Here is a 22,261-nt window from a genome sequence, read left to right as displayed (position 1 = left end):
GCGTCGGTTCCCGTCAGACGGGCCGCAGCCACACCGTCGCGAGCGGCGGGAGCGTCAGCGTCACACTCGTCTCCCTGCCGTGCGCCGCCACCGCCTCCGGCTTCAGGGGCTCCTCGTTGCGCACGTCGCCGCCCCCGTATCGCGCCGCGTCCGTGTTGAGGACCTCCGTCCAGGCCGCCGGCCCGTCCGGCACCCCGATCCGGTAGTCGTGCCGCACCACCGGGGAGAAGTTGCAGACGGACAACAGCGGTGAGCCGTGCGCGTCGTAGCGCAGGAAGGCGAAGACGTTGTCCTCGGCCGCGTCCCCCTCCACCCAGGCGAAGCCCTCCGGGACGGTGTCGCGCTGCCAGAGCGCGGGCGTCGCCCCGTACACCGAGTTGAGGTCGCTGACCAGCGTCCGTACGCCCCGGTGGTCGCTCTCCGCCGCGTACGAGGGATCGAGCAGCCACCAGTCCGGGCCGTGGCCCTCCGACCACTCCGCTCCCTGCGCGAACTCCTGCCCCATGAAGAGAAGTTGCTTGCCGGGGTGGGCCCACATGAAGCCGAGGTAGGCACGGTGGTTGGCGCGCTGCTGCCACCAGTCGCCGGGCATCTTGCTGACCAGCGACCGCTTGCCGTGCACGACCTCGTCGTGCGAGATCGGCAGCACGTAGTTCTCGCTGTACGCGTACACCATCGAGAAGGTCATCTCGTTGTGGTGGTACTTGCGGTGCACCGGCTCCTTCGACACGTACTCGAGCGAGTCGTGCATCCAGCCCATGTTCCACTTCAGCCCGAAACCGAGCCCGCCGAAGCCGCCGGGGCCGACGTGGTGGGTGGCGCGGGTGACACCGTCCCAGGCGGTGGACTCCTCGGCGATGGTGACGACGCCCGGGTTGCGCCGGTAGACCGTCGCGTTCATCTCCTGGAGGAAGGCCACGGCGTCCAGGTTCTCCCGGCCGCCGTGCTCGTTCGGAGACCACTCGCCCTCCTCGCGGGAGTAGTCGAGGTAGAGCATCGAGGCGACGGCATCCACCCGCAGCCCGTCGATGTGGAACTCCTCGCACCAGTAAGTGGCGTTGGCGACCAGGAAGTTGCGCACCTCGGTGCGGCCGAAGTCGAATTCGAGCGTGCCCCAGTCCGGATGCGCGGCCCGCTGCGGGTCCGACGGCTCGTACAGTGGCCTGCCGTCGAACTCGGCGAGCGCCCACTCGTCGCGCGGGAAGTGCGCCGGAACCCAGTCGACGATGACCCCGATCCCGGCCCGGTGCAGGGCGTCGACCAGGAAGCGGAAGTCGTCCGGTGTGCCCATCCGGGAGGTCGGCGCGAAGAACCCGGTGACCTGATAGCCCCAGGAGCCCCCGAAGGGGTGCTCGGAGACCGGCATGAACTCCACATGCGTGAACCCCAGGTCACGTACGTACGCGGGGAGTTGTTCGGAGAGCTGACGGTAGGTGAGGCCGGGGCGCCAGGACGGCAGGTGTACCTCGTAGACGGAGAGCGGCGCCTCGTGCACCGGGACGTCACCGCGGTGCGCCATCCACTCCTGGTCCCGCCAGACGTGGTGGGCGGCCGTCACGACCGAGGCGTTGGAGGGCGGGACCTCGGCATGACGGGCCATCGGGTCCGCCCGCAGCGTGTGCGTACCGTCCGGGCGGCAGATGTCGAACTTGTAGAGCGCTCCCTCCGCGATCGCGGGCAGGAACAGCTCCCACACGCCGGTGGAGCCGAGCGAGCGCATCGGGAAGCCGGTGCCGTCCCAGTAGTTGAAGTCACCCGCGACGCGAACGCCGCGGGCGTTGGGGGCCCAGACGGTGAACCGGGTGCCGGTGACGCCCTGGTGCTCCATGGGCTGGGCGCCCAGAGCGGTCCACAGTTCCTCGTGCCGGCCCTCGCCGATCAGATGCAGATCGAGATCGCCGAGTGCGGGCAGGAAGCGGTAAGGGTCCTGGACCTCGATCTCGTTGTCCTCGTAGGCGACCAGGAGCTGGTACTCGGGAACGGCCGGCATCGGCAGCAGACCGGAGAAGAGGCCGTCGCCGTCGTCGTGCAGCTGGGCCCGCAGCCCCTTGGCCAGCACGGTGACGGACCGGGCGAAGGGGCGCAGCACCCGGAAGGTGACCCCGCCGCGGATCTGGTGCGCGCCGAGCAGGTCGTGCGGAGCGTGGTGCTCGCCGGCCAGGAGCCGGGCCCGGTCCCCGTCGTCCAGCGCGCGGGCGGGCCGGACACCCTGCCCGCCGCCGGCGGCCCGGCGGGGCCGGGGCGGTCCGGCCGCGCGCTTGGCCCGCTTGGCGGGAGCGGGAGCGGGAGCGGGTGCTGAGGCGGAAGCTGAGACGGAAGCGGTGACCGGGGCCGTGACCGGCTCGGCGGGCGGGGCGCTCGCCTCCGCCGGAGCGAGGGTCCCGGTCGCCGGGCCTGCGGCGGTGGCGTCCGCGTGCTCGGCGGGCGTCGCGGAGAGCGAGGCTTCGGGGGCGGACGGAGCGGGATCGGGCGCGTTGCGGGACGGCTTGCGGGCGGTCACAGGGACAGCCTCCTCGGGGGTGTGGGCGGGGTGGGGCGGAGGGGTGGGGCGCCGGGGACCGGGGGCGGGACGGACCGCGCGGCGGGTGTCAGTCGGCGACGGCTGCCAGGCGGTGGATCGCGGCCATCGGGACCGGGAGCCAGTCGGGCCGGTGTCGTGCCTCGTACAGCACCTCGTACACCGCCTTGTCGGTCTCGTGGGCCCGCAGCAGCTCCGGTTCGCTGCGGGGGTCGATGCCCGCGGCCTCCGCGTATCCGTCGCAGTAGGCGGACCGGCAGCGGGCCGCCCAGTCCGCGTTCCAGGGCCGGTGCGAGCGGGCCGCGTAGTCGAAGGAGCGGAGCATTCCGGCGATGTCGCGCACCGGTGGCTGCGGGCTGCGGCGCTCCGGGAGCGGGCGGGCCGGTTCGCCCTCGAAGTCGATCAGCGACCAGAAGCCGTCGCCCCCTCGCAGGGTCTGGCCCAGATGGAGATCGCCGTGCACCCGCTGGGCGGCCCAGCTGCGGCCCCGGTGGCTCAGCGCCGTGACGGCGTCGAAGGCGGTACGCAGTCCGGGGACGTACGGCACCAGCTCCGGCACCGCGTGGGCGGCCGCCTCCAGCCGCCGGACCATGCCGGCGGCCAGCTCGTCGGTCTGCGCGCGCCGCAGGGCGGGGGTGGGCAGCGCCGCGGCGAGCGCGGTGTGCACCTCGGCGGTGGCCCGCCCCAGCGCGCGGGCCTCGGGTCCGAAGTCGCTGCCCGCGGCGAGTGCGCCCAGGGCGAGCTGCCAGCCGTCCTCGGCGCCGCGCAGGAACGGCTGGAGCACCCCGAGCGTGAGGTGCTCGGGAGCTGTGGACTCGAACCAGGCGACGGGGGCCGGGACCCGCCCGCACCCCTCGCGGGAGAGCGCGAGCGGCAGCTCCAGATCGGGGTTGGTGCCGGGGAACACCCGGCGGAAGATCTTCAGGATGTAGGCGTTGCCGTAGACGAGCGAGGAGTTGGACTGCTCGGTGTCCAGCACCCGGGGCGCGAGGCCGTCGGGGACCGGGTCGGCGCCCCGGCCGAACCGGAGGGCGCCGAGAGTGCCGGGGGTGCGCAGCCGCTCCAGCAGCAGCGCGGCCAGGCGAGGATCGTGCAGCCCGTCGTAGACGGTCTGTCCGGCCAGCGGACCTTCCGTCACATGGCCGATGAGGGCGGGCGCTAGACGGGTCGGCAGGGTGGGGCGTACGCCGAGCAGCAACTGGTAGCAGTCGATGGGCGGCTGGGCGGGCATGGTGGGCTGGTGCACCCGGACCAGCAGGTGCAGGAGTCCGGGGCCGGCGTTGGTGGTGCGGTCGGCGGAGCTCTCCACCGGCAGTATCTCGGTCGCCGACACGAGCGAGAAGGCGGTGATGGCCCGCCCCTTGCCGGCGAACCACCGTTGCCGGGGGAGCCATTCATGCAGCAGCGGTCCGAGAGACGGGAGCAGGGCTGTGCTGTTCGCCAGGGTGACCTGAGCGGATGCAGCCTCCGACATGGCATCGCGTCCTTTCCCCGGGCACACCACAGGATGCGAAGAGTGTCCCGGATTGCGGCATTGGCTGTCCGGCTGTGCGGGACGTGTCGGGTCAGGATGGTCCGTACGGACTCGACTCGAATGGAACGAAACGCCAGGAGGATCCAGGAAGGGTCCTGAAGCGTTCGATATGGGGGGAGAGTGCCCCGTGCGGAGCGGCGGAAACCGCCCCGCACGAGAGCCTCTCGTCAGCTCGGCGGCGCGTCCTTGCGCAGCCGGAACCAGTAGAAGCCGTGTCCCGCGAGAGTCAGCAGGTAGGGCCACTGACCGATGGCGGGGAAGCGCACCCCGCCGATCAGCTCCACCGGATGACGCCCGTTGAACGACCTCAGGTCGAGCTCCGTCGGCTGTGCGAACCGTGAGAAGTTGTGGACGCACAGCACGAGGTCGTCCCCGTGCTCACGGGTGAAGGCGAGCACCGCGGGGTTGGACGACGGCAGTTCGTTGTACGAGCCGAGGCCGAACGCCGGGTTCTGCTTGCGGATCTCGATCATCCGGCGCGTCCAGTGCAGCAGCGACGACGGCGAGGCCATCGCCGCCTCCACGTTGGTGACCTGGTAGCCGTAGACCGGGTCCATGATCGTGGGGAGGAAGAGCCGGCCCGGATCGCTGGAGGAGAAGCCCGCGTTCCGGTCGGGCGTCCACTGCATCGGGGTGCGCACGGCGTCCCGGTCGCCCAGCCAGATGTTGTCGCCCATCCCGATCTCGTCCCCGTAGTAGAGGATCGGGGAGCCGGGCAGGGAGAGCAGTAGCGCGGTGAACAGCTCGATCTGGTTGCGGTCGTTGTCCAGCAGGGGTGCCAGGCGCCGCCGGATGCCGATGTTGGCCCGCATCCGCGGATCCTTGGCGTACTCCGCGTACATGTAGTCGCGTTCTTCGTCCGTGACCATCTCGAGCGTCAGCTCGTCGTGGTTGCGCAGGAAGATGCCCCACTGGCAGCCGGACGGGATCGCCGGTGTCTTGGCCAGGATTTCCGAGACCGGGTAGCGGCTCTCCCGCCGCACGGCCATGAAGATCCGTGGCATCACGGGGAAGTGGAACGCCATGTGGCACTCGTCGCCGCCGGCCTGGAACTCGCCGAAGTAGTCGACGACGTCCTCCGGCCACTGGTTGGCCTCGGCGAGCAGCACGGTGTCCGGGTAGTTGGCGTCGATCTCCTTGCGGACCCGCTTGAGGAAGCCGTGGGTCTCCGGGAGGTTCTCGCAGTTGGTGCCCTCGCGCTGGTAGAGGTAGGGCACGGCGTCGACCCGGAAGCCGTCGATGCCGAGGTCCAGCCAGAAGCGCAGCGCGGAGATGATCTCCTCCTGCACCGCCGGGTTCTCGTAGTTGAGGTCGGGCTGGTGCGAGAAGAAGCGGTGCCAGTAGTACTGCTTGCGCACCGGGTCGAAGGTCCAGTTGGACGTCTCGGTGTCGACGAAGATGATCCGGGCGTCCTGGAACTGCTTGTCGTCGTCGGCCCAGACGTAGTAGTCGCCGTACGGACCCTCGGGGTCGGTCCGGGACTGCTGGAACCAGTCGTGCTGGTCGCTGGTGTGATTCATGACGAAGTCGATGATCACGCGCATCCCGCGCTGGTGCGCGGCGTCGACGAACTCGACGAAGTCGGCGAGGTCGCCGAACTCGGGCAGCACGGCTGTGTAGTCGGATACGTCGTAACCGCCGTCGCGCAGAGGCGACTTGAAGAACGGCGGCAGCCAGAGGCAGTCGACGCCCAGCCACTGGAGGTAGTCCAGTTTGGCGGTGATCCCCTTCAGATCTCCGATGCCGTCGCCGTTGGAGTCCTGGAAGGAACGGACGAGGACTTCGTAGAAGACGGCACGCTTGAACCAGTCGGGATCGCGGTCCTTGGCCGGGGTGTCCTCGAACGTGTCGTGGACGGGCTCGTTGACGATCATGGTGTGGGTGACCCTCCGGTCGGCGGGGACGGTCGCAGGACGGCGATGTGCGCGGGCGTCACGCCCGGCTCCAGACGCACATAGAAGGTCCTGCCCCAGTGATAGGAAGTGCCGGTGAGCTCGTCGCGCACCGGCACGCTCTCGTGCCGGTCGAGGCCGAGTTGCGGCATGTCCAACGAGACGGTCGCCTCCTGGGTGTGGTGCGGGTCGAGGTTGACGACCATCAGAACGGTGTTCGAACCGGAGCGCTTGCTGTACACGATCAGGGCGTCGTTGTCGGACGAGTGGAAGTGCACGTCACGCAGCTGCTGAAGCGCCGGGTGGCGGCGCCGGATCCGGTTGAGCGAGGTGATGAGCGGGGCCAGCGACCGGCCCTCGCGCTCGGCGGCTTCCCAGTCCCTGGGCCGGATCACGTACTTCTCCGAGTCGAGGTACTCCTCACTGCCGCTGCGGATCGGGGTGTTCTCGCAGAGCTCGTACCCCGCGTACACCCCCCAGGTGGGGGAGAGCGTCGCCGCGAGCACCGCCCGTGCCTCGAAGGCCGGCCTGCCGCCTTCCTGGAGATATCCGGGAAGGATGTCGGGGGTGTTCACGAAGAAATTGGGCCGCATGCAGGAGGCGGTCTCGCCGGACAGTTCGGTCACGTAATCCGTGATTTCCTGCCTGCTGTTGCGCCAGGTGAAGTAGGTGTACGACTGCTGGAATCCGACGGTGGCCAGTGTGTGCATCATCGCGGGACGGGTGAATGCCTCGGCCAGGAAGATCACATCGGGGTCTGTGCGGTTGATGTCGGCGATCACCTTCTCCCAGAAGATCACCGGCTTGGTGTGCGGATTGTCGACGCGGAAGATCCGCACGCCGTGGTCCATCCAGAAACGGAGGATGCGCACGGTCTCCGCGACGATTCCACGCAGATCCTTGTCGAACGCGATCGGATAGATGTCCTGGTATTTCTTGGGGGGATTCTCCGCGTAGGCGATGCTGCCGTCCGCGCGGTGGTGGAACCACTCGGGGTGTTCGGTGACCCAGGGATGGTCGGGGGAACACTGGAGGGCGAAATCCAGGGCGATCTCCATGCGCAGGTTGCGGGCGGTCTCGACGAAATGGTCGAAGTCGTCGAGGGTGCCGAGATCGGGGTGGACGGCATCGTGACCACCCTCGGCCGAGCCGATCGCCCACGGCACGCCCACATCGTGCGCGGCGGGCGAGAGGGAGTTGTTGGGCCCCTTGCGGTGGGTCGTCCCGATGGGGTGGACCGGCGGGAGGTAGACCACGTCGAAGCCCATCGCGGCGACCGCGGGCAGGCGCTCGGCCGCCGTGCGGAACGTGCCGCTGATGATCCGGGGCGGCTGCGCCGGGACCGCGCGCGCCTTGGCCGAACGGCCCTTGCCCGCCGGCTTCGCCGGTACGGCCGGTTCGATCCTGGCCCCCTCCGAACGGGGGAACAGCTCGTACCAGGACCCGAACAGCGCGCGCCGGCGCTCGACCAGCAGCGGGTGCGGCCGCGAGGCGGTGACCAGCTCACGCAGGGGGTGCCTGGCCAGCGCCGCGTCGGCCTCGGGGGTGAGCGCGGCGGCCAGCCGGGCGGCGGCCGGCCGGGAGGTGTCGCGCAGGGCGTCCACCGCGCACAGCACCGCCTCGCGCCCGTCGCGCTTGGGCACGCCCTCGGCGGCCCGCTCGTACAGCTCGGCGCCCTCCTCCAGGACGAGCGCGGTGTCGATGCCCGCCGGGATCTTGATCTGGGCGGTGTGCCGCCAGGTGGTCACCGGATCGCTCCAGGCCTCCACCGTGTACGTCCACCGGCCTTCGGCGTCCGGGGTCACGTCGGCGCCCCAGCGGTCGGTGCCGGGGGCGAGTTCGCGCATCGGGGTCCAGGGCCCGGGACGTCCGTTCGGGTCCCGCAGCACGACATCGGCGGCCACCGCGTCATGACCCTCGCGGAAGACGGTCGCGGTGACCTGGAAGGTCTCGCCGGAAACAGCCTTGGCGGGCCTTCTTCCGCAATCGACGAGCGGGCGGACGTCGAGGACGGGAATGCGACCGATCATGGAATCACCTGGGGACTGGAGCTCGGACTCAACAGGGCGCGCTGCGGCTGCGGAGGGCTGAACGCGCGCGCCGCGACGGTGGGGTTCCGTCCTTTCTAGCTGCTCTGTTGACGACTGGTGGGGTGTGGGCATGGCCGCTCCTGTCCGCGTTCACTCGAATGGCACTCGAATGGCTGGGGCGCGGGTGTCGCGCACGGGTGTGGACCGAATGCGCGCGGGCCGTACCGATTGCATACGAACCGCGGGCGGATTGCCGCCGAACGGCGGATGAATCGACCGTGGGCCTGAGGTGGATCGCGTTCAGCGGTCCTCGGAATGCATTCGTTCCGGGTACCGGAGAAGCCTTCCCATGGATGCCGGTAGGCCAATCCGGTGGTTTGTTAACTACTCGGGCGTATCTGTGACGGTCTGAATGCGCCGGGCTCCGCCGCGCGTGCGCGGGGTCGCGGAAATCCGGCGCACGCGGGGACGGTGGGCGCCACTGGGCAGCCTTCCCTGTGGGGCGAAGGCCCACAAGGCCGCACGAGGGGAGGGAATCGGCCATAACCCCTGTGACGGATGTGTCAGGATCTGCGTCCAGAGCCGGGCGGTGCGCAGGAGGGTGGAGCGAAGGGGCGGTCACCCCGGCCGGGGTCGCACGCCACCGGACGGCCGTGCGCCGTGGTTGCCGAGTGCCGCACACCGCTACCGTCGAGGGTGACGGAGCGGCGCACACCGTGGTGCGTCCCCTCGGATTCGGACGTCCCCTGTAAAGGTGGAATACGTGAAGGCCATTCGTCGATTCACCGTGCGTCCCGTCCTCCCCGACCCCCTTCAACCGCTCAGCGACCTCGCGCGCAACCTGCGCTGGTCCTGGCACACCGCGACCCGTGAGCTCTTCCAGGAAGTCGACCCGGTGGCCGGCCGGACGGCGGACGGCGACCCCGTGCGCCTGCTCGGTGCCGTGTCCGCCGGGCGCCTCGCCGAACTGGGCCAGGACCAAGCTTTCCTGCGCCGGCTGACCGAGGTGTCAGCCGATCTCCAGAGCTATCTGGAGGGCCCCAGGTGGTACCAGGAACAACTGGCGCAGGGCGTCGAGCTTCCTGCCGCCATCGCCTACTTCTCGCCCGAGTTCGGGGTGACCGCGGCCCTACCCCAGTACTCCGGCGGACTCGGCATCCTCGCCGGGGACCACCTCAAGGCCGCCAGCGACCTGGGCGTGCCCCTCGTCGGCGTCGGCCTGCTCTACCGACACGGCTACTTCCGCCAGAGCCTCTCCCGGGACGGCTGGCAGCAGGAGCACTACCCCGTCCTCGACCCCAACGAACTGCCGCTCACGCTGTTGCGTGAGGCCGACGGCACCCCGAGCGAGGTGGTCCTGTCGCTCCCCGGCGGCCGCTCGCTGCACGCGCACATCTGGCAGGCACAGGTCGGCCGGGTGCCGCTCCTCATGCTCGACTCCGACGTGGAGGAGAACGCCCCCGGGGAACGCGAGGTCACCGACCGGCTCTACGGCGGCGGCAGCGAGCACCGGCTGCTCCAGGAGATACTGCTGGGCATCGGCGGGGTGCGCGCCGTGCGCACCTACTGCCGACTCACCGGCCACCCCGTCCCCGAGGTGTTCCACACCAACGAGGGCCACGCCGGATTCCTGGGCCTCGAACGCATCCGGGAGCTCTCCGGCACCGGCCTGGACTTCGGCTCCGCGGTGGAGTCCGTACGGGCCGGCACCGTCTTCACCACCCACACCCCGGTGCCGGCCGGGATCGACCGGTTCGACCGCGAGCTCGTCGCCCGGCACTTCGGCGACGACGGCGAGCTGTCGGGAGTCAGTACCGAACGCATCCTGCACCTGGGTACGGAGACCTACGACGGCGGCGACCCCGGCGTCTTCAACATGGCCGTGATGGGCCTGCGGCTCGCCCAGCGGGCCAACGGGGTCTCCACCCTGCACGGCGCGGTCAGCCGATCCATGTTCGCCGGGCTGTGGCCGGGATTCGACGCCCCCGAGGTGCCGATCACCTCCGTGACCAACGGGGTCCACGCACCCACCTGGGTCGCACCCGAGATCTACCGGCTGCGCACCGATTCGGGCGGCACCCCCGGCCGGTGGGACTCCGCCGCCGGCATCCCCGACCGGCAGCTCTGGGACCTGCGGCGGACGCTGCGCGAACAGCTGGTGACCGAGGTGCGCAGGCGGCTGCACGCCTCCTGGCGCACCAGGGGCGCGGAGTCCGCCGAACTCGGCTGGATCGACGGCGTGCTGGACCCGGACGTGCTGACGATCGGCTTCGCCCGCCGCGTGCCCTCGTACAAGCGGCTGACGCTGATGCTCCGTGACCGCGACCGGCTGCGGGGGCTGCTCCTCCACCCGGAGCGGCCGATCCAGATCGTCGTCGCGGGCAAGGCGCATCCGGCCGACGACAGCGGGAAACGGCTGGTCCAGGAGCTGGTCAGGTTCGCCGACGACGCCCGGGTGCGCCATCGCATCGTCTTCCTGCCCGACTACGGGATGGGGATGGCCCAGAAGCTCTATCCGGGATGCGATGTCTGGCTGAACAACCCGCTGCGTCCGCTGGAGGCGTGCGGTACGAGCGGCATGAAGGCCGCGCTCAACGGCTGTCTCAATCTCTCCGTCCTCGACGGCTGGTGGGACGAGTGGTTCGAACCGGACTTCGGCTGGGCGATCCCGACGGCCGACGGCTCCGCGATGGACGAGGACCGGCGTGACGATCTCGAGGCCAACGCGCTCTACGAGCTGATCGAGGACCGGGTGGCGCCGCGCTTCTACGACCGCGGGGGTGAGGGGCTCCCGGAGCGCTGGATCGAGATGGTCCGCCGCACGCTGGGCACCCTCGGCCCCAAGGTCCTCGCCGATCGCATGGTCCGGGAGTACGTGGAGCGGCTGTACGCCCCGGCGGCTCTCGCCCAGCGCTCGCTCGACGCCACGGCCTCCCGGGAGCTCGCCGACTGGAAGGCGAGGGTCAGGGCGGCCTGGCCGAGGGTGGCGGTCGACCACGTGGAGGCGGTGACGCCCACCGAGGCGGGCAGTTCGGCGGAGCTCGGCTCGACGCTGGCGCTGCGGGTCCGGATCACCCTCGGCGCTCTGGAGCCGGACGACGTGGAGGTGCAGGCGGTGGCCGGCCGGGTCGACTCGGCCGACACCATCACGGACGCCCAGGTCTTCCCGCTGAAGCCGGCCGGGGGCCAGGACCTGGAGGGCCGCTGGCTCTACGACGGCCCGCTCGCCCTCGACCGTACGGGCCCCTACGGGTACACCGTGCGGGTCCTGCCCGCGCACCGGCTGCTGGCGGGTGGCGCGGAACTCGGCCTGGTCGCACAGCCCACGGAGGCCACGGGCGAGGGCGCGGGGCTGCTGATGCGCTGACGTCCCGTTCTCCCCGCCCCGCGAAGGGCCCGGCACCGCTCCACGGTGCCGGGCCCTTCGTCTTCTGAACGCAGGTGCTTGACGTGTTCATGCGATGCATTTAGGTTCCTCACTCATCGCAGTGTTCACAACTCGACTCAGAGTTCATGTCTGTGAACTCGCTTTGTTCCGAGCCGAGTTGCCAGACTCCTTCGCACCGGAAGGCACCCCCCACATGCGCACCGGAACCATCGCGCGCGGCCTCGGCCTCGCCACCGCCCTCGCGGCGCTGATCACCGGCTTCTCCATGGCCCCCGCCTCGGCCGGCGGACCCGCCCGGGACCCGTCACCGGTACGGGCCGCCGCCCCCGCCGCCTTCACCCACCCCGGCGTCCTCGTCAGCCGCCCCCAGCTGGACTTCGTACGCTCCGAGGTGCAGGCCGGCGCGCAGCCCTGGAAGAGCGCGTACGACCAGATGATGGGCAGCAAGTACGCCTCGCTGACCCGCACGGCCAAGCCCCGGGCGGTCGTCGAGTGCGGTTCGTACTCCGACCCCAACTACGGCTGCACCGACGAGCGCGAGGACGCGATAGCCGCCTACACCCTCTCGCTGGCCTGGTACATCACCCAGGACAGCCGGTACGCGCAGAAGGCCGTCGAGATCATGGACGCCTGGTCGGCCGTGATCAAGGACCACACCAACAGCAACGCGCCGCTCCAGACCGGCTGGGCCGGCTCCTCCTGGCCGCGGGCCGCCGAGATCATCAAGTACACGTACAGCAGCTGGCCCAACGCCGGACGGTTCGCCACCATGCTGCGCGACGTCTACCTGCCCGAGGTCATCAACGGGTCGAACAGCAACGGCAACTGGGAACTGAGCATGACCGAGGCCGCGATCGGCATCTCGGTCTTCCTGGAGGACCGCACCTCGTACGACAAGGCGGTCGGCAAGTTCCGCGGGCGCGTCCCCGCGTACATATATCTGACCTCGGACGGGGCGCTGCCCAAGACCGCTCCCGGCAGTGGGCTCGACACCCGCGACAAGATCATCAACTACTGGCAGGGCCAGTCGACCTTCATGGACGGCCTCGCTCAGGAGACCTGCCGCGACCTCACCCACACCGGGTACGGCCTCTCCGCCATCTCGCACATCGCGGAGACCAGCCGGATCCAGGGGCAGGACCTCTACCCGGAGATCGCCGACCGGCTGCGCCACGCGCTCGGTCTGCACGCCAAGTACCAGCTGGGGGAGGCCGTTCCCTCGTCGCTCTGCGGCGGATCGCTGAAGGACAACCTCGGGCCCGTCACCGAGGTCGGGTTCAACGCCCTGCACAACCGGATGGGCATCGCGATGACCAACACCCAGACGCTCACCGAGCAGCGCCGGCCCGCCGGGACCGACAACCTGTTCGTCGCCTGGGAGACGCTGACCCACGCCAACAACCCGGGCTGAGCGCGCTACCGCCCGGGAGGAATGGGTTCTCCTCCCGGGCGGGATGCCGCGTCAGCCGCGGGGCGTGCGGTACGGCTTGGTTCAGAAGGTCAGCTTGAAGCTGTTGATCTTTCCGGTGTCGCCCGAGTAGACGTCCTGGACCTTCAGCTTCCAGACCCCGTTGGCCACCTCCGACGAGGCGTTGACCGTGTACGTGGTCTTGACGTTGTCCGCCGAGTCACTGGAGGAGGAGTTCTTCAGGCGGTAGGCCGTGCCGTCCGGGGCGACGAGGTCGATGACCAGGTCACCGCGGTAGGTGTGGGTGATGTCCACGCCGACCTTGAGGGTGCTCGGGGCGTTGCCGGTGCGGCCGGTGACGGTGACCGAGCTGGTGACGGCCGAACCGTGGTCAGGGATGGCGGTGGCGGTGGCGTTCTCGAAGACCGTGCCACCGGGGTCGGTGTCGCCGCCGGGGCGCGAGCCCACGTTGATGCCGGCCCAGGCGTCGGCCACGGCCTTGTACTCGGCGCTGGTCGTGCCGTACAGCTCACCGGCCGCGGCGAGCGTGCCCGTGCGGGCTCCCGCGTAGTTCGTCGTGGAGCTGAACTTCGTGGTGAGTGCCTTGAACCAGATCAGCGCGGCCTTGTCGCGGCCGATGCCGGTCACCGGCAGGCCGTCGGAGGTCGGCGAGTCGTAGGAGACGCCGTTGATGGTCTTGGCGCCACTGCCTTCGGAGAGAAGGTAGAAGAAGTGGTTGGCCGGGCCCGACGAGTAGTGGACGTCCACGTTCCCGATGCCGGAGTACCAGGCGTCCTTGGACGCGCCGTCCTTGCTCGGCTTGTCCTGGTAGCGCAGCGGCGTGCCGTTGCCGTTGATGTCGATCTTCTCGCCGATGAGGTAGTCGCCCTTGTCGGCGGCGTTGTTGGCGTAGAACTCGACGGCGGTGGCGAAGATGTCGCTGGTCGCCTCGTTGAGGCCACCGGACTCACCGCTGTAGTTCAGGCCGGCGGTGTTCGAGGTGACGCCGTGCGTCATCTCGTGCGCCGCGACGTCCAGGGCGGTCAGCGGCGATGCGTTCCCGCTGCCGTCGCCGTACGTCATGCAGAAGCAGCTGTCGTCCCAGAAGGCGTTGACGTAGTTGTTGCCGTAGTGCACCCGCGAGTACGCCCCGACGCCGTCGCCCCGGATACCCGTGCGGCCGTGGACGTTCTTGTAGTAGTCCCAGGTCTCGGCCGCACCGTAGTGGGCGTCGGCCGCGGCGGTCTCGGCGTTCTGGGGGGTGCCGTCACCCCAGATGTCGTCCGAGCCGGAGAAGAGGGTGCCCGTGCCCGACGTACCGTGGTTCAGGTTGTACGTCTTGTGGTTGCCGCGGGTGGTGTCGGTCAGGTTGTACGACCCCGAGGTGTTGAGGGTGACCTGGCCGCTGTACTCGGTGTTGCCGGTGCCCTTCTCGATGCCCTGCCACTCGTAGAGCTTCGCGCCCGTGGTCGCGTCCGTGACGACGTGGAGCGCGTTCGGGGTGCCGTCGTCCTGGAGCCCGCCGACCACGGTCTCGTAGGCGAGCTGCGGCTTGCCCGACGCCATCCAGACGACCTTGCGCGGCGCCTTCTCGGCCACCGTCCGGTCCGATCCGTCGGCCTTCGCCGCACCGAGCGCCTGCTTCTCGGCTGCCGCCGGGGCGAGCTGCGCGGCCGTGTCCACGGCCTTCAGCTGGGCGGTGGTGGCCTTGGAGGCCTTGATGACGTTCTCGGTCGTACCGGCCTTCGACTCCTGGACTACCAGGTCGCCGCCGAGGACCGGAAGTCCGGCGAAGGTGCGCTCGTACCGGGTGTGCGTGGTCCCGTCGTTGTCCTGGATGACGTCCCGGACGACGAGCTTCTCCTGCGGGCCGAGACCGAGGTCCTTGGCAGTGGCCGCCTTGCTCGCGTTCGCGTCGCGGATCAGCTCCGCTCGCTGGGAGGGGGAGAGCTGCTTGGCCAGTGCGCCGTGATCGGCACCGGCGGAGGCTGCTGCTGCGGCGGCGCTGGTGGCGCCGGCCGGTGTTGCGGTGGCTGTGCCGGTCTGGACTCCGGCGGCCAGGAGAGCTGCTGCGGCTATCAGAGCGCCGGTCGCGGTGGCACGACGGCTGGGCGTGGATCTCACGCGGACTCCTTCTGCAAGGTGGGGTACCGGCGGCTGGGTGAGCCGTCCGGGCAGAGCAGGCAGTGCGCAGAACGGGGTGAAGAGTGTCAGCAGACAGGCGCCTATGTCAGGACCGCGTCAACAAGATGGCCGGAATTCGTCCGTTGCCGTAATGGTCATGTTCGTTAAGCGGACGTTTCGCCGATCATCACCGCGATGCCGTCCGGAGTCCTTCGCGGCCCGAACCCGAAGAGTGTGCCGAGGTCGGACCCGAAGGCGTCGTGTTCGAAAAGAGTGTGAAGAAACTGCGAGTGCCGCCCGTCGGTACGGCCTGGAACTGTGGCTCGTTCCGCGCCATCCAGTCCTCTCGGCCGGCCCTCAGACCAGGCTCTCCTGCCACACCCGGTGCAGGCCCGCGAACCGGCCGGTTCCGCCGATGAGTTCGGCCGGGGCGCCGTCCTCCACGATGCGGCCGTGCTCCATCACCAGGACCCGGTCCGCGATCTCCACCGTCGACAGCCGGTGGGCGATCACCACGGCGGTGCGGCCGTGCAGCACGGTGTCCATCGCCCGCTGCACCGCCCGCTCGCCCGGGATGTCGAGGGAACTGGTCGCCTCGTCGAGGATCAGCACCGCGGGGTTCGCCAGCAGGGCGCGGGCGAAGGCGACCAACTGGCGCTGACCGGCCGAGATCCGGCCGCCCCGCTTGCGTACGTCGGTGTCGTAGCCGTCGGGCAGAGTGCTGATGAAGTCATGGGCGCCGATCGCCTTCGCGGCCTGCTCGATCTCCTCACGGCTCGCGTCCGGGCTGCCGATGGCGATGTTCTCGGCGACGGTCCCCGAGAACAGGAACGCCTCCTGGGTCACCATCACCACCCCGCGCCGCAGTTCCGGGACGGCGAGGTCCCGCAGGTCGGTCCCGTCCAGGAGTACCCGGCCGTCGGACGGGTCGTAGAAGCGGGCCAGCAGCTTGGCGAGCGTCGACTTCCCGGCACCCGTCGAACCGACCACCGCCACCGTCTGCCCGGCCGGAACGGTCAGATCGAAGCGTGGCAGCACCTCACCACCGGTGCGGTAGGCGAAGCGCACCGAGTCGAAGACCACCTCGCGGCCCGGGTGTTCGCCCGTGAGCGCCGGCAGCTCCCGCGGTTCCAGGGCCTCCGGGACCGTGGGCGTCTGGGCCAGCAGACCCGCGATCTTCTCCAGCGAGGCCGCCGCCGACTGGTAGGAGTTGAGGAACATGCTGAGCCGGTCGATCGGGTCGTAGAGCCGCCGCAGATACAGCACCACCGCGGCCAGCACGCCGAGGGCGAGGGTGCCGGAGGCGACGCGGTAGGCGCCCCACAGGACGATCCCGGCCACCGCGGTGTTGGCGACCAGCCGGGAGCCGACGACGTACCGCGCGTTCTCCAGCATCGCGTCCCCGTTGACGCGCCGGTGCTCGTGGTTCAGCTCCCGGAAGACTGTGTCGTTGACCGGCTCCCGGCGGAAGGCCTGGACGGGACGGATGCCGTTCATCGTCTCCGCGAACTTCACGATGACGGCGGCGATGGCCGTGGACCGCGCGGCGAAGATCACCCCGGCCCGGCGCTGGTAGAGGCGGACCAGCAGATACAGCGGTACGAACGAGAGTACGGCGACGGCGCCCGTCGCGAAGTCCAGCCAGAGCAGCATCGCGGAGATGGAGACGAAGGAGAGGAAGACCCCGATCAGCTCCTGCAGCCCCTCACTGAGCAGCTCCCGCAGCGACTCCACATCGGTGGTGGACCGGGAGATCAGCCGCCCCGAGGTGTACCGCTCGTGGAAGTCCACGCTCAGCGCCTGGGCATGACGGAAGATCCGGCCGCGCAGATCGAGCAGGGCGTCCTGGTTGACCCCCGCCGATGCCTGGATGAAGGCGTACTGCATGGCCCCCGCGCCGACGGAGCACAGGCCGTAGCCCACGGCCACGGCGATCAGCGGCCCGTACTCCTTGTCCCGGAACGCGGGCACCCCGCTGTCGATGGCGTACGCGACGAGCAGCGGACCGGCCTGCACCGCGATCTGCTGGACCAGCAGGTACAAAGCGGCCACCGCGACCCTGCCGCGGTGCGGGCGGAGCAGCGAGAGGAGCAGCTCGCGCGTCGCGCCCCGGGGCGTGGGCAGGTCGTCGCGGTCGAAGGGGTCCCCGGGCCGCCTCGCCGGGGCATCGGCCTCCCCCTCCGGTGCGGGCCGGGGGCCGACGCTCTCCTCGTCCCGCTCACTGCCGTCGGGCCCCTTGGGGCGCCCGGTCGTCGTGCTCGTCATCGGGTACGGCTCCCCTCGGCAGGGGCATCCGCACCCGCGACGTCATCGGCCGGCGTGACCTCGGGGGCCACGCCGCTGAGGTCCTCGCCCGGCGGGCTCGCAGCCCCGGACATCAGCAGGGCGTACTCGGCGTTGCCGCGCAGCAGCTCCTGGTGGGTGCCGACCGCGCTGATCCGGCCATCCGACAGCAGCGCCACCCGGTCGGCGAGCATCACGGTCGACGGCCGGTGGGCGACCACCACCGCCGTGGTCTCCCGCAGCACGCTCCGCAGCGCGGCCTCGACCAGCGTCTCCGTGTGCACATCCAGTGCGGAGAGCGGGTCGTCGAGCACCAGGAAGCGGGGCCGGCCGACGACCGCGCGGGCCAGCGCGAGCCGTTGGCGCTGACCGCCGGAGAGGCTCAGCCCCTGCTCGCCGACCTGGGTGTCGACCCCGTGCGGCAGGTCGTGCACGAAATCGGCCTGCGCGACGGAGAGCGCCCGCCGCAGCGCCTCCTCGTCCGCGCCCTCGGCGCCCATCAGGACGTTCTCCCCGACACTCGCCGAGAACAGCGTCGGCTCCTCGAACGCCACGGACACCAGCTCCCGCAGCCGCTCGCGCGACATCGCGGTGATGTCCTCGCCGTCCAGGGTGATCCGCCCCGAAGTGGCGTCGTGCAGCCGGGGAACGAGCGCGGTGAGCGTGGTCTTGCCGCAGCCCGTCGCCCCGACCAGGGCCATCGTCTCGCCGGGACGGATCCGCAGGTCGATCCGGTCCAGCACGGGGGCGGAGCCCTCCTCCGCGTCCGGGTAGCGGAAGCGGACCCCCTCGAAGACCATGCCGCCGGCCTCGGCGAGTTCACCGGGGGAGAGGCTCCCGGGTCCGGTGGTGTCCTCCTCCTCGGCCACGTCCATCACCTCGAAGAACCGCTCGGTGGCCGATGCCGACTCCTGGCTCATCGCCAGCAGGAAGCCGATCGACTCGACCGGCCAGCGCAGCGCCAGCGCCGTGGAGAGGAAGGCGACCAGGGTGCCCGCCGAGAGACCGCCGTCCGCGACCTCGATGGTGCCGAGCACCAGCGCCGCCCCGATGGCGAGTTCGGGGATCGTCGTGATGAGGGCCCAGATGCCCGCGAGCAGCCGTGCCTTGTCGAGCTCCGTGGTGCGCAGCCGCTGCGAGAGGGCGCGGAAGGCCAGGGCCTGGCTGCGGTGCCGGCCGAAGCCCTTGACGATCCGGATGCCGAGCACGCTCTCCTCGACCACCGTCGTCAGATCGCCCACCTGGTCCTGGGCCCTGCGCGCCACCAGCGCGTACTTCGTCTCGAAGACCGAGCAGAGGATCATCAGCGGTACGACGGGGACGAGCAGCACCAGGCCGAGCGTCCACTCCTGGGCCAGCAGGATCACGAAACCGACCAGCACCGTGGTGGAGTTGACCACCAGGAAGGTCAGCGGGAAGGCCAGGAACATCCGCACCAGCATCAGGTCCGTGGTCCCGCGCGACAGCAGCTGACCCGACGGCCAGCGGTCGTGGAAGGCCACCGGCAGGCGTTGCAGGTGCCGGTAGAGATCGGCCCGCATCGACGCCTCGACACCGGCCAGCGGACGCGCCACCATCCAGCGCCGCAGCCCGAACAGGAACGCCTCGGCGATCCCCAGCAGCAGCAGGTAGAGCGCGCCGAGCCAGACCCCGCCGGGGTCGCGGTCGGCGACCGGGCCGTCGACCATCCACTTCAGTACGAGCGGGATCACCAGGCCGAGGCACGAGGCGACGATCGCGACCAGGGCCGCGCCGGACAGCCGGGCCCGTACCGGCTTCACGTACGGCCACAGCCGCACCAGGGAGCGGACGGCGGACCGGTCTTTGGGCTCTGCATGTTGTTCGGGCATCAGGGGCGAGCCTACGGTTCACCACTGACATCGCTCACCTGCTTTTCGCACCCGGCCGGATCCCGGGGGCCGGGCCGTACGCGAGGGTCGTAGCCCGGCATCAACCGATCGGCTGATGCCGGTTCGAGCGCGATGGCGGATGCCGGTAGCGGGCCCGGGCCGCAACACTCGGGGCATGGCAATCATCGAAGTGAACGGGGTGCACAAGGCCTACGCCGGACGCCCCGCGGTGGACGGGGTGAGCTTCTCCGTCGGCGAGGGGGAGATCTTCGGGATCCTCGGCCCGAACGGCGCGGGCAAGACCACCACCGTCGAATGCGTCGAGGGACTGCGGGTCCCCGACTCCGGCACGGTCCGGGTCGCCGGTCTCGACCCCGTGGCCGACCACGAGCAGGTCACCCTGCTCCTCGGAGCGCAGCTCCAGGAGAGCGAACTCCAGCCCAAGATCACGGTCGGAGAGGCGCTGGAGCTGTACAGCGCGTTCTACCCGAACCCCGCCGACTGGCGCTCGCTGGTGGAGCCGCTCGGTCTGCACACCAAGCTCGGCACCCGGTTCGGGCAGCTCTCCGGTGGCCAGAAGCAGCGGCTCTCCATCGCACTCGCGCTCGTCGGCAGCCCCCGGGTGGTGGTTCTCGACGAGCTGACCACCGGGCTCGACCCGCGCGCCCGGCGCGACACCTGGGAGCTGATCGAGGAGGTACGGGGCAGGGGCGTCACCGTCCTGCTCGTCACGCACTTCATGGAGGAGGCCCAGCGGCTCTGCGACCGGATCGCCGTGATCGACAAGGGCCGGGTCGTCGCCCTGGACACCCCGTCCGGGCTGATCGCCGAGGCCGGGAGCTCCACGGTCATCTCCTTCACGCCCTCGCAGCCGCTCGACACCACCGAACTCGCGAGGCTGCCCGGCGCCGCCTCGTGCGAGAGCCGCGACGGCCGGATCGTCATCAACGGCAGCGACGAGACCGTCAACGCCGTCATCTCTCTGCTGGCCCGGCTCCGCGTCACCGCACACCGGTTGCGCGTCGCCGAGGCCACCCTGGACGACGCCTTCCTCGACCTCACCGAGCACTCCGGCCCCGCGGAGCCGCACGCACTCACAGAACGGGCAGTCTGAGATGGCCACAGCGCACACCCTCACCGGCCGGAAGCCCCGGAAGCCCCGCACGGCCGCTTCCGGCGCCTCGCTCGCCGTCCTCAAGTCCGAGACCAGGCTCTTCCTGCGCGAACCCGGCAGCCTGTTCTGGATCCTCGTCTTCCCGACCGTGCTGATGGTGATCCTCGGGCTGATCCCGTCCTTCCGGGACCCCGACGCATCACTCGGCGGCCGCCGAGTCATCGATCTGTACGTGCCCGTGGCGGTACTGCTCGCGATGATCATGGCCGGTCTCCAGGCCATGCCGCCCGTCCTCACCGGCTACCGCGAGCGCGGCATCCTGCGCCGGATGTCGACGACACCGGTACGCCCCATCGCCCTGCTGGGCGCGCAGATGGCGCTGCACGGGGCCGCGGCGCTCGGCTCCGCCCTGCTGGTGACGGCGGTCGGCCGGATCGCCTTCGACGTGTCCCTGCCCGGGCAGCCGTTCGGCTACCTCCTGGCACTGCTGCTGGCCGTCGCCTGCGTGCTGGCCCTGGGCGCGCTGGTATGCGCCGTCTCCCGCACCATGAAGATCTCGGCCGCGATCGGGTCGGTCGTGTTCTTCGTCATGATGTTCACCGCGGGCGTCTGGGTGCCCGTGCAGACCATGCCCGACACGCTCCGCCGGATCGTCCAGGTCACCCCGTTCGGCGCGGCCTCCCAGGCACTGGACCGGGCCGCGTCCGGTGCCTGGCCCAACTGGGGGTACCTCGGTGTGATGGCGCTGTGGGCCGCACTGGCGGCGGCGGTCGCGGCCCGCACGTTCCGGTGGGAGTAGGGGATCGGGGAGACTTCACCCATGAGCGCGGGTGAGAGCGAAGCCGGGTGCGGAGTGAAGACGGCCGAGCAGTGGTGGGAGCGGTTCTTCCGGTACGGGCCGTACGGACTGCTCGGCCTGGCCACCGTGGTCTCGGCCGTCACCAGTGACCTCATCATGTCCCGCGCGGACATGTACGCGGTCGCGGCCCTGATCCCGCCGACGCTCGTCCTCCAGCTCTGGTGGGGACGGGTGCGGGCGGTGTCGGGACCGGCGTCACGGGCGGCGCCGTGCTACTTCGTCCTCCGCACGCTGCTGGCCTTCGCGCTGACCTGGGGCAACCCGTTCTTCGCCATCTTCGCGACGCTCGGCTACTTCGACGCGGCCCGGCTGCTTCCGGCACGGGGCGTGCGCGCCGGATTCATGGCCACCGCCGTCATCCTGGCGGGCTCGCAGTCCGGCGGCCTGCCGCCTGCGACCCTGATCAACTGGGTCGCCTTCTTCATACTCTTCGCCCTGCACGGGACCCTCACCATGGTCTTCGCGCAGATCGGCAACCGGGAGGCCGAGCACGCCCGCACCCAGACCGACACCATCACCGCTCTGGAGGCCGCCAACGCCCGCCTCGAACAGGCCCTGGCGGAGAACGCCGGACTGCACGCCCAGCTCCTCGTCCAGGCACGCGAGGCCGGAGTGGCCGACGAGCGGAGCCGGATGGCCGCGGAGATCCACGACACCATCGCCCAGGGCCTGACCGGCATCATCGCCCAGCTCCAGGCCGTGACGTCCACGGCAGGAAACGACCCGGAACTGGCCGCGGAACACCTTGTCCGGGCCACCGCCCTCGCGCGGCACAGCCTCGGCGAAGCCCGCCGCTCCGTGCACAATCTGCTCCCCGCAGCCCTGGAGCACGACGATCTCCCCGGCGCCCTCAAGAAGACGGTCTCCAGCTGGTCGGAACGGAGCGGCGTCCGCGCCGAGTTCACCGTCACAGGCACCGCCGAGCCGCTGCACGACGAGGTGGGTGCCACCCTGCTGCGGATCGCCGAGGAGGCACTCGCCAACGCAGGCCGCCACGCCGAGGCGAACCGGGCGGGCGTCACCCTCTCCTACATGGGCGACGAGATCACCCTGGACGTACGGGACGACGGCCGCGGCTTCGACCCCGCCGCGCTGGAGCCCTACCGGGGTGCCGGTGGGTTCGGCCTCGGCGGCATGCGGGCGCGCGCCGAGCGCATAGCGGGCACCGTCGAGGTGGAGACCGGTCCGGGCCTCGGCACAGCCGTGTGCGCCCGGGTCCCGCTCGTCCGGCACGACTGAGACCGGCGCACGCCGCGGGCCA

The 22,261-nt window shown here is 70.5% G+C and carries 12 protein-coding genes; 5 read left to right on the top strand and 7 right to left on the bottom strand.

The window, feature by feature from the left end:
* Positions 1 to 13: 13 nt before the first annotated feature.
* From glgB to ACFVJX_RS25425, 4 genes are all read right to left on the bottom strand, one after another.
* Positions 14 to 2,500 (bottom strand): 1,4-alpha-glucan branching enzyme, encoded by a 2,487-nt coding sequence (gene glgB / locus ACFVJX_RS25440; protein WP_384135171.1) that lies wholly within the window; start codon positions 2,498 to 2,500, stop codon positions 14 to 16.
* An 88-nt stretch (positions 2,501 to 2,588) separates the two neighbouring features.
* Positions 2,589 to 3,992, bottom strand: a complete 1,404-nt coding sequence (locus ACFVJX_RS25435) for a maltokinase (protein ID WP_384135174.1) — start codon at positions 3,990 to 3,992, stop codon at positions 2,589 to 2,591.
* 227 nt (positions 3,993 to 4,219) lie between these two features.
* Complete coding sequence (gene treS / locus ACFVJX_RS25430) at positions 4,220 to 5,926, bottom strand: maltose alpha-D-glucosyltransferase (RefSeq protein ID WP_384135177.1); 1,707 nt, start codon at positions 5,924 to 5,926, stop codon at positions 4,220 to 4,222.
* Positions 5,923 to 7,974, bottom strand: coding sequence for an alpha-1,4-glucan--maltose-1-phosphate maltosyltransferase (locus ACFVJX_RS25425; RefSeq protein ID WP_384135180.1), 2,052 nt, complete (start codon positions 7,972 to 7,974; stop codon positions 5,923 to 5,925). The genes treS and ACFVJX_RS25425 overlap by 4 nt, the downstream gene beginning before the upstream one ends.
* Before the next feature lie 763 nt (positions 7,975 to 8,737).
* Between ACFVJX_RS25425 and glgP the strand changes: the two genes are divergently transcribed.
* Positions 8,738 to 11,341 (top strand): alpha-glucan family phosphorylase, encoded by a 2,604-nt coding sequence (glgP, locus tag ACFVJX_RS25420; RefSeq protein WP_384135182.1) that lies wholly within the window; start codon positions 8,738 to 8,740, stop codon positions 11,339 to 11,341.
* Positions 11,342 to 11,555: 214 nt separating this feature from the next.
* Entirely contained in the window at positions 11,556 to 12,773 is a 1,218-nt protein-coding gene (locus ACFVJX_RS25415; RefSeq protein WP_384135185.1) for an alginate lyase family protein, read from the top strand.
* 81 nt (positions 12,774 to 12,854) lie between these two features.
* On the opposite strand, the gene ACFVJX_RS25410 is transcribed toward ACFVJX_RS25415, so the two are convergent.
* From ACFVJX_RS25410 to ACFVJX_RS25400, 3 genes are all read right to left on the bottom strand, one after another.
* Positions 12,855 to 14,894, bottom strand: coding sequence for a M4 family metallopeptidase (locus tag ACFVJX_RS25410; protein WP_384135188.1), 2,040 nt, complete (start codon positions 14,892 to 14,894; stop codon positions 12,855 to 12,857).
* 357 nt (positions 14,895 to 15,251) lie between these two features.
* Positions 15,252 to 17,159, bottom strand: a complete 1,908-nt coding sequence (locus tag ACFVJX_RS25405) for an ABC transporter ATP-binding protein (protein ID WP_384135191.1) — start codon at positions 17,157 to 17,159, stop codon at positions 15,252 to 15,254.
* Positions 17,156 to 19,027 carry an ABC transporter ATP-binding protein gene (locus ACFVJX_RS25400; protein ID WP_384135194.1) on the bottom strand — a complete coding sequence of 624 codons (1,872 nt, stop codon included), beginning with the start codon at positions 19,025 to 19,027 and terminating at the stop codon, positions 17,156 to 17,158. The genes ACFVJX_RS25405 and ACFVJX_RS25400 overlap by 4 nt, the downstream gene beginning before the upstream one ends.
* Positions 19,028 to 19,202: 175 nt before the next feature.
* Between ACFVJX_RS25400 and ACFVJX_RS25395 the strand changes: the two genes are divergently transcribed.
* From ACFVJX_RS25395 to ACFVJX_RS25385, 3 genes are read left to right on the top strand one after another with little or no spacing between them, the layout of a single operon-like run.
* The gene (locus tag ACFVJX_RS25395) at positions 19,203 to 20,141 is read left to right on the top strand and encodes an ABC transporter ATP-binding protein (RefSeq protein ID WP_384135197.1); all 939 of its coding nucleotides are present in this window, start codon (positions 19,203 to 19,205) and stop codon (positions 20,139 to 20,141) included.
* Between the two features lies 1 nt (position 20,142).
* Positions 20,143 to 20,940 carry an ABC transporter permease gene (locus ACFVJX_RS25390; RefSeq protein WP_384135200.1) on the top strand — a complete coding sequence of 266 codons (798 nt, stop codon included), beginning with the start codon at positions 20,143 to 20,145 and terminating at the stop codon, positions 20,938 to 20,940.
* Between the two features lie 21 nt (positions 20,941 to 20,961).
* The gene (locus tag ACFVJX_RS25385) at positions 20,962 to 22,239 is read left to right on the top strand and encodes a sensor histidine kinase (protein WP_384135202.1); all 1,278 of its coding nucleotides are present in this window, start codon (positions 20,962 to 20,964) and stop codon (positions 22,237 to 22,239) included.
* Positions 22,240 to 22,261: the final 22 nt, after the last annotated feature.

It is taken from the genome of Streptomyces sp. NPDC127177 (assembly GCF_042672475.1).
Taxonomy (GTDB): domain Bacteria; phylum Actinomycetota; class Actinomycetes; order Streptomycetales; family Streptomycetaceae; genus Streptomyces.
Note: the sequence above shows the minus strand (reverse complement) of the source record. Positions and strands in the feature narration are given on the sequence as shown.